This is a genomic window from Aestuariivita sp. (assembly GCF_049276915.1).
Lineage (GTDB): Bacteria > Pseudomonadota > Alphaproteobacteria > Rhodobacterales > Rhodobacteraceae > Aestuariivita.
Genome location: NZ_JBASXK010000103.1, coordinates 1 through 8,009, shown reverse-complemented (window position 1 = coordinate 8,009; position 8,009 = coordinate 1). Strand labels below are relative to the sequence as shown.

General features: G+C 57.6%; 8 protein-coding genes. 1 reads left to right on the top strand and 7 read right to left on the bottom strand.

What is annotated here, in order from left to right; translation table 11 throughout:
* Nucleotides 1-234 precede the first annotated feature (234 nt).
* Genes WAO69_RS11050 through WAO69_RS11020 form a run of 7 tightly spaced genes read right to left on the bottom strand, consistent with a single transcriptional unit; the run spans nucleotide 235 to nucleotide 6,945 of the window.
* Nucleotides 235-987, bottom strand: coding sequence for an ABC transporter ATP-binding protein (locus tag WAO69_RS11050; RefSeq protein WP_422179012.1), 753 nt, complete (start codon nucleotides 985-987; stop codon nucleotides 235-237).
* Nucleotides 984-1,847, bottom strand: a complete 864-nt coding sequence (locus WAO69_RS11045; RefSeq protein WP_422179010.1) for an ABC transporter ATP-binding protein — start codon at nucleotides 1,845-1,847, stop codon at nucleotides 984-986. Before WAO69_RS11045 ends, WAO69_RS11050 begins: the two co-directional genes overlap by 4 nt.
* Nucleotides 1,844-2,758: an ABC transporter permease gene (locus WAO69_RS11040; RefSeq protein WP_422179008.1), complete on the bottom strand. Its 915-nt coding sequence runs from the start codon at nucleotides 2,756-2,758 to the stop codon at nucleotides 1,844-1,846. Before WAO69_RS11040 ends, WAO69_RS11045 begins: the two co-directional genes overlap by 4 nt.
* Complete coding sequence (locus tag WAO69_RS11035; protein ID WP_422179006.1) at nucleotides 2,755-3,810, bottom strand: ABC transporter permease; 1,056 nt, start codon at nucleotides 3,808-3,810, stop codon at nucleotides 2,755-2,757. Before WAO69_RS11035 ends, WAO69_RS11040 begins: the two co-directional genes overlap by 4 nt.
* On the bottom strand, nucleotides 3,811-5,406 hold the full coding sequence (locus WAO69_RS11030; RefSeq protein ID WP_422179004.1) for an ABC transporter substrate-binding protein: 1,596 nt from the start codon (nucleotides 5,404-5,406) through the stop codon (nucleotides 3,811-3,813).
* A gap of 25 nt (nucleotides 5,407-5,431) precedes the next feature.
* The gene (locus WAO69_RS11025; protein ID WP_422179002.1) at nucleotides 5,432-6,481 is read right to left on the bottom strand and encodes a dipeptidase; all 1,050 of its coding nucleotides are present in this window, start codon (nucleotides 6,479-6,481) and stop codon (nucleotides 5,432-5,434) included.
* A complete protein-coding gene (locus WAO69_RS11020) occupies nucleotides 6,478-6,945 on the bottom strand; it encodes a GNAT family N-acetyltransferase (protein WP_422179000.1) in 468 nt (155 codons plus the stop codon). The genes WAO69_RS11025 and WAO69_RS11020 overlap by 4 nt, the downstream gene beginning before the upstream one ends.
* Nucleotides 6,946-7,520: 575 nt before the next feature.
* On the opposite strand from WAO69_RS11020, the gene WAO69_RS11015 reads away from it, so the two are divergent.
* On the top strand, nucleotides 7,521-7,730 hold the full coding sequence (locus WAO69_RS11015) for a hypothetical protein (protein WP_422178998.1): 210 nt from the start codon (nucleotides 7,521-7,523) through the stop codon (nucleotides 7,728-7,730).
* The last annotated feature ends 279 nt before the right edge of the window (nucleotides 7,731-8,009 follow it).

Below are 8,009 nucleotides of genomic sequence, written 5' to 3'. Positions count from 1 at the left end.
GCAAACTAGCCAAGGTCTTTCCTGCACCGCAGAAAATGCGCAAAGCCTAGTAAGAAAGGCGCTTACGCCCGATTTGGAACGGCTATTTCTGCGCCAGCAACACGTTGTTTTTCCACAGAATCGGCGGGAAGCCGTCATTCGCTGCGCTGTGTGCCAAAGTCCGCTAAACGGGAAAGGCCGCAAATGACGCCAGACGGCCAATCGCCGACATGGATTGGCAGGCTCAGAACAAGATCACCGAATTGAGTTGATTGAGCTTTCCAATAGGTGCTGCGTGTAAGGAGATTGAGCCTCTGAGCGACGCATGGCATCGACGGTTAGGACTTCTTCGAAGCGACCATCTTTCATCACTCCAATGCGTTCGCATAGATGGCCGACGACGCCCAAATCATGCGAGACCATGATGTACGTCAGTTTGTGTTCGAGGCGCAGATCAACCAGCAGGTTCAGGATTTCTGCCTGTACCGAAACGTCCAAGGCCGAGGTCGGCTCATCCAAAAGCAGGATCGACGGATCACAAGCGAGCGCACGGGCGATGGCAACGCGTTGGCGTTGGCCTCCTGACAGCTGGTGCGGATAACGAAAGCGGAAGCCCGTGCCGAGGCCGACATCGTCTAGCAAGCGGCCGATGCGGGTATCGATGTTTTGAACCTCGTGCAGTTCCATCGCCTCGGATAAGACGCGGTCCACCGTCTGGCGTGGATGCAAGGACGCATAGGGGTCTTGGAATACCATCTGCACCTTGCTGTAGAAGGATTTGCTGCGTTTGGCGCCAAGAGTTTCGCCAGCCACGGTCATCTTGCCCGACCACGTGGGAACAAGACCGGCGATGGCGCGCAATATGGTTGATTTACCTGAACCGCTTTCCCCCACCAATCCGAAGCTTTCTCCGTCTGCGACCTCGAAACTCACATCCCGCACCGCATAGGAGCGGTCAGCGCCGACGCCAAACCAGACGTTGAGGTCTTTGATCGTGATAGCGCTCATTGGCGGGCACTCACGGACGGGGCCTCGCGCCATGCCGGATCGCGTTTCAACACTTCGAGGTGGTCGCGCGGGTGTTCCAGATCGGGCACCGAGTTGAGCAGGCCTAGCGTATAAGGATGCTTGGCATTGCGCAGCTCGCTGGCCTTGCAGGTCTCGACGATACGGCCTGCGTACATGATGACAATGCGGTCGCAAAACTTGGCAACGAGGTTAAGGTCGTGGCTGATAAACATCAGACCCATACCGCGATCACTGACCAGTTTGTCGATGATGTCGAGAACCTGAAGCTGTACCGAAACATCCAGCGCCGAGGTGGGTTCGTCCGCTATGAGGATCTCGGGATTGGGCAGTAACATCATCGCGATCATGATGCGCTGACCCATGCCGCCTGAAACCTCGTGCGGATAGAGGTCAAAGACCCGTTTGGGGTCACGGATCGCGACTTCGTCCAGCACGTCCAAAGCGCGCTGGTAAGCCTCACTGCGCGAAACCTTTTCGTGCGCGCGCAGTGCTTCGACCAATTGATGACCGACAGTCATCACGGGGTTCAAAGAAAACTTTGGGTCCTGCATGATCATCGACACCCGTCCACCGCGCAGGCGGCGCATCTGCTTTTCAGGCAGGGACAGGATGTCTTCGCCGTGCACGTTGAGTTTGTCAGCTTCGATAAAGCCTGGCGGTCGGATCAGGCGCAGAACGGCGCGGCCCGTCATGGATTTGCCAGAACCACTTTCGCCGACGATGCCAAGGCGTTCCTTGCCCAAGGTAAAGGAAATCCCTCGTACCGCGTCAAAAACACCTGTGCGCGTGCGGAACTTCACCCACAGATTTTCCACATCCAGAAGCGGGGCGTCCGTCATGAATTGTCCTCTTTCGGGTCCAGCACGTCCCGCAGGCCGTCACCCAGCAGATTGAAGGCAAGGCTGATGGCAAAGATCGCGATGCCGGGGATTGTGGCGACCCACCAGTAATCAAGGATATACTTGCGCCCTTCCGAGATCATTGCGCCCCATTCCGGGCTGGGGGGTTGTGCGCCGAGGCCAAGAAAGCCAAGTCCAGCCGCAGTCAGAATGATCCCTGCCATGTCCAGAGTGACGCGGATCACCAGCGAAGAGATGCAGAGCGGCCAGATATGCTTGGTTACGATACGGAACGGCCCCGCACCCTGCAGTTTGATTGCGTGAATATAGTCCGAGTTCCGGATGGTCAGCGTCTCGGCTCGTGCGATCCGGGCGTAAGGCGGCCACGCGGTCAGCGAGATCGCAAGCACAGCGTTTTCGATCCCGGCCCCTAGTGCAGCAACAAAGGCCAGCGCAAGGATCAGGCGCGGAAAGGCTAGGAAAATGTCGGTAATTCGCATCAGCAGCACGTCGATCCAGCCACCCGCATAGCCGGACATCGTACCGACGATCAGGCCGACCAAAGGCGCGACCATGACAACCAACAGAACAATATAGATGGAAATCCGCGCCCCGTAGAGCAGTCGGGAGTAGATGTCCCGCCCCAGACTGTCGGTCCCGAAGAGATGCCCATTTTCGCCCGGTGCCAACAAACGCTGGCCCAAATCCTGCGCAAACGGATCATGCGTGGCCAATACCGGCGCAAAAATTGCGCAGAGGATCAGGAAAGCGAGGACGTAGAGGCCGAACATCGTGAGTTTGTTCGACCGCAGCGTTAGCCATCCCTTGTACCATGACGCGAACCGAGCCTGCCGACGGGAGGTCGGCTCTTCGCTGAGAAGCCAGTCTCGCAGTCCTTGCGATGTGCTCATTTGGACCTCGGATCGAAGAAACGGTAGAGCAGGTCCGAGAAGATGTTGATGCCCACGAAGATCGTACCGATCACGATCGTCCCGCCCAGCACAGAATTCATGTCATTGGCCAGCAGTGACGTGGTGATGTATTGACCAAGCCCCGGCCACGCAAAGATGATCTCAGTCAGGACGGAGCCTTCGAGCAGGTTTGCATAGGCCAGTGCAATCACCGTCACCAGCTGGATGCGGATGTTGCGGAAGGCATGCCCCCAGACCACCTGCCATTCGCTGAGGCCCTTGACCCTCGCGGTGGTAACGTATTCTGACCCAAGCTGTTCCAGCATGAAGGACCGTGTCATGCGGCTGATATATGCAAGGCTGTAATAGCCAAGCAAAGATGCCGGTAGGATGATGTGCGAGAACGCATTCCGAAACACCGCCCATTCACCGCGCAGAGCGCTGTCCACAAGGATCATGCCCGTGATCGGTTCGACGATGCCTTGATAGAAAATACCCAACCGCCCCGGGCCAGCAACCCACCCAAGGATGCCGTAGAACAGCAATAGCCCCACAAGACCCAACCAGAAGATTGGCATGGAATATCCTATCAGACCGACAAAGCGCGCCAGCTGATCAATCCAGCTGCCGCGACGAACGGCGGCGACGACGCCCAGAGGCACGCCCAGAACCACACCGAACAACGTGCCCAAAGTCGCGAGCTCCAGCGTCGCCGGGAACACTCGGGCAATGTCGGTGGTAACTTCCTGTCCAGTGCGGATGGATTTTCCGAAATCGCCTTGCAGCACGTCGGTCACGTAAATCCAGAACTGCACCAGAAGCGGTTGATCCAGCCCCAAATCCCGGAAGGTCTGATCGTATTGTTCCTGCGTGGCGCGTTCGCCGATCACAGCCAGAACCGGGTCGATCGGCATCACGCGGCCGATCATGAATGTCACGAAAAGCAGGCCAAGAATCGTCGCTGCAACGGTTGCCAACGTCGTGAGCGTTTTCTTCAGCCAAGGTGGGAAGGACGGCCGAAGCCGTCCTTCGCCATGTGTTGTATCCGCCATTTACTTGGTGATGACCCAGTAAGACACCGCCGTGGTCGCACCGCCGGCGACAAAGTTTTCGACGTTCGAGCGCATGCCATTTTGTTCTATCTGCTGGAACATCACGCCAAATGGACTGACCTGCTGATGCTCACGCTGCAATTCGCGATACATCTCGGCACGGGTTGCGGTGTCGTTTTCCACCACAGCGGCGAGGGTCTTTTCGCTCATCTCAGGGATGCCCCAAGCGTTACGCCATGCCAGAAGACCGGTTGCGCCAGCCTCGTCCGAATTGTCAGGGTTGAACGCAAAGGTGCCCGCGTTGGTGTTCGGATCCGGATAGTCCGGGCCCCACGCACCAAGATAGATGTCATGCTCGCGTGCGCGATAGCGATCCAGCGTTTGCGCGCCCGTGCCGACGATCAGTTCGATGTCACAGCCCAACTGGCCCCATGTGTTCTGAAGCGATTGGGCGATATCTAAGCGTTCCTGCGCATCGCGGACCGAAATCTTGATCGGACCACAATCCGGGTGTCCGGATGCAGCAAGCGCAGCCTTGGCTGCGTCCATGTCGTAGCTGAAGGGTTTTTCTTCCAACGCGCCCAGAAAGGTCAGCGGAAGGAAAGCTTGATGAACTGTGTACTGCCCTTTGAGGAAAGAGCCGGACATCCCTTCATAGTCGGTCGCCAGTTTCAGCGCTTCGAGAACCTTGGGATCCGACAGCATCTCGTTCTTCTGGTTGGCCGAGAAATACATCAGACGGCCACGCAATTCGTCGATCACCTTTACGCCGTCAACATCAGCCAGACCGGCCACGTCTTCGGGCGACAGGTTGCGCGCCACGTCGATATCCCCGCGCTCAAGCTGCAGGCGCTGGGTCGCGCTTTCCTGAATGTGCTGCACGATCACCCGCTCCATCGCAGGTGCGTCGCCGCCATAGTTGGGGTTGAGGTCCATGAGAACGCTTTCGCTCGGCTTCCAGTCGACAACCTTGTAGGGGCCAGAGCCAGCTGTGTTGGTGCGCAGCCAGGCGTTGCCCATGTCACCATCGACTTCGTTCGCCATGGCGGTTTCCATATCGACGATCCCGCCGATGGTGGCCGTCAGACAGTTCAGGACGAAAGACAGTGCGTAGGGCTTATCTAGCGTCAGAACGAGCGTCTTGTCGTCGGTTGCGACTATTGTCTGTTCGACATTTTCAGGCGTGAAGCCAAACTGCGTGAGGATGAACGATGGTGTCTTGTTCAGCGTTACGGCACGACGCAACGAAAATTCAGCGTCCTTGGCGGTGACCGGGTTGCCCGAGGCAAAGACATGCCCGTCCGCCATTGTGAAGGTGATCGTCATCCCGTCTTCGGAGATATCCCAGCTTTCGGCCAGTTGCGGCTGGTAGCCTGCATCAAGGTCAAGCGGGTCAAAATTGACGAGCTTTTCATAGACGTTCCGGCTGACATCCGCGCCTGCGAATTCAAAGCTTTCGGCAGGATCGAAGGTTTTGATGTCATCGATCCTGTTCGCGATGACCAGCATGTTCGGCGGTGTTTCCGCAAAGCTGGGCGCCGCGAGGCCAAGCGTCAAAAGCGACGCAACTGCGGCTGCAACAAATGAAGTTTTCATAGATTAAGTCCCTGTTCCGTTTTTATTAGTCGCCCCACGTTTTTCGCAAGACTCGTAGCCAGTTCCCATGAGTGATCTTGGCCATAAGGCCGTCGTCCACACCGTGAGAACGCAAAGCGGTGAGCAAGTTGGGCAGACCCGCACAATCTCCGATTTTATCGGGTACGAGCGCTCCGTCAAAATCGGACCCAAGTCCAACCCGATCCTCACCAAGGCTGTGCACAAGATGGTCAAAGTGTCTGAGCACGATGTCAAGCTCAAACTCTGAATCCATCCGCCCGTCGGGCCGCAAGAAAGCGCTGGCGAAATTAATGCCAACCATTCCATCACTGTCGCGGATCACGGCCAGTTGGCGGTCGGTCAGGTTACGTGAATGAGGGCAAACCGCCCATGCATTGGAGTGAGTCGCAACCAGCGGTGCGTCGGTGATCCGCGCCACGTCCTCAAAGCCCTTCCCATTCAGATGGGACAGATCAATCATTATTTTCAGACGATTACATTCACGGATCAGAGCTTTGCCATCCTCCGTCAAGCCCGGACCGGTGTCGGGATCGGACGGATACCGAAACGGCACACCACACCCCCACACCGTATCGCGACTCCAGACTGGGCCGAGCGAACGCAGCCCCCGCGCGTGCCAGGCGTTCAGTTTCTCGAACTCGCGATCGACCGCCTCGGCACCTTCGATATGGATAACGGCCGCCATCTCTGCCGCAGGCAAAGCGTCTTCTAGGTCTTGCGCGGTGCGGCAAATACGAACGGCACCCGCGTCAGCCAGATCGTTCAATGCATTAAATCCGCGCTCGGTCCAATCGGCCGCTGTGGTCTCGCTAACCTGATCTGGCAATGGGATGTCATAGGGTGGATTGCGCATCTCATCGTGGCGCAGGGCTTGGTCACCAGGGCTCGGTACAAAGATCGCGAACATTCCGCCGCCGAACCCACCCTTTTGCGCACGCGGCTTATCGATGTGACCGTCAGGTAGACCAGAAGCCACATCGTCTGCAGTGATGTCCCCTCTCAGCAGACGCAGAACAAGATCGTTGTGACCGTCAAAAACGGGAAAGCCATTCATGGTGTCTCCAATGACAGTTTGTAGCCGAAATGGGTGGGTTCAAACCCGGCACGTTCATAAAACCGGTGCGCGTCTGTCCGGCGCCGGTCCGACGTCAGTTGCACAAGCGCACAGCCACGATTGCGGGCCTCGGCGACGGACCAATCGAGCAAGGATTTGCCGACGCCTTGGCCACGCAGGCTCCCCGAGACTCGCATCGCTTCGATCTGAGCACGCCAAGCGCCGTGCCGAGACAGTCCGGGTAGAAAGGACAGCAAAAGCGTGGCGACGATCTTTGTGTCCTGTTCCCCAACGACAAGAATTTGGTTCGGATCAGCCTGGATCGCGTCGAAGGCGCTTTGGTAGGCCGCATCCGGTTCCGTCGCTTCCCGAGTCACCCCGATATCGTCGTCCCCGTAAAGCGCAATCAACGCAGCAAGATCGGATTGTCGGGCGGGTCGGATGGACAGCTTTGAGTGAGTCATATTTCAAGCTTTGGCGAAGATGGCGCATACCGCAATCAGAATCCTTTTTTTGGGTGCGGTTTCTCGTGCCCGAAGGACACCGGTTTGCGCCGTGGCACAGCCTTAGGAACGTATATAACCGGAGGCTTAATAGGATTTTTTGTCCAGCCAGGGACATAGTGCTGCGGAGAAACAGATGTGCTGGCACTAATCGCTTGAAGACTTCATACCGTGCAAGATGAAGGGCGGCACAAAAACGATCGCTGCCGAGGTAAAGCGGCGCGCGTCTTACGACCTGGTCGTCATCGCATCGGTTAGCTTGGGATGCCTACCTGACGCTATCGCCCCAACATGAATTTGCTGAAGGGAACCGGTTCACGTGACCTGGTAAACAAAACAGGGATACTGCAGGCATCAGCCAAAAAGCTGTTTGATGGTCGGGCTACTCCTTCTCCACCGCTTGTGCTGATCTCTTCGAGAGTGACGCGTTTTTGGATCATGCTCATCCTGCTTTAGGGTCAATCACACTGCGCGCGACCCTGCGATACGCTCAAGGCGATTGCCCACGCGCAATTGAACATTTTGAACACGGACTCATGACCGGGGCCACAACGCTGCTGCTGGCGGGATGCCTGGCAGACAGCAACCGGATGGAAGAGGCACAAGCGCAACTCGCCAAGGCCGCGACGGAGTTCCAGATCACATTGCCGGATGATTTTCCCGAGGCGGTCCGGTCCATGCCGGGCGTGGCGGAAAGGCTGACCGCGCAGCTGGCACAGGCTGACTGGCCCGCGTCGCCGCGCTAGACCAACTCGATCATCGTCCTGCCGCTTCTTGATCTTTCCCCTGACCTGCCCCCTTCGGCCCGCACGCCTTCCGCCACATGCTGGCCCGCAATGCCGCGAAAACCTGAACCTCCGTCTCTGAACTAGTGGCCACGTCCCAGATGCTCGAACGGCCGGTCTGGTGAAGCTGCGGCGCAGCGATGACCATCAGCTTGAAAGTCCGGTCTGGGCCGTCCGTGAAGACGGCCCGGCCGTTTAGATTTCGATAGCTTCGGCGATCACCAGCGCATCTTCAAGTTC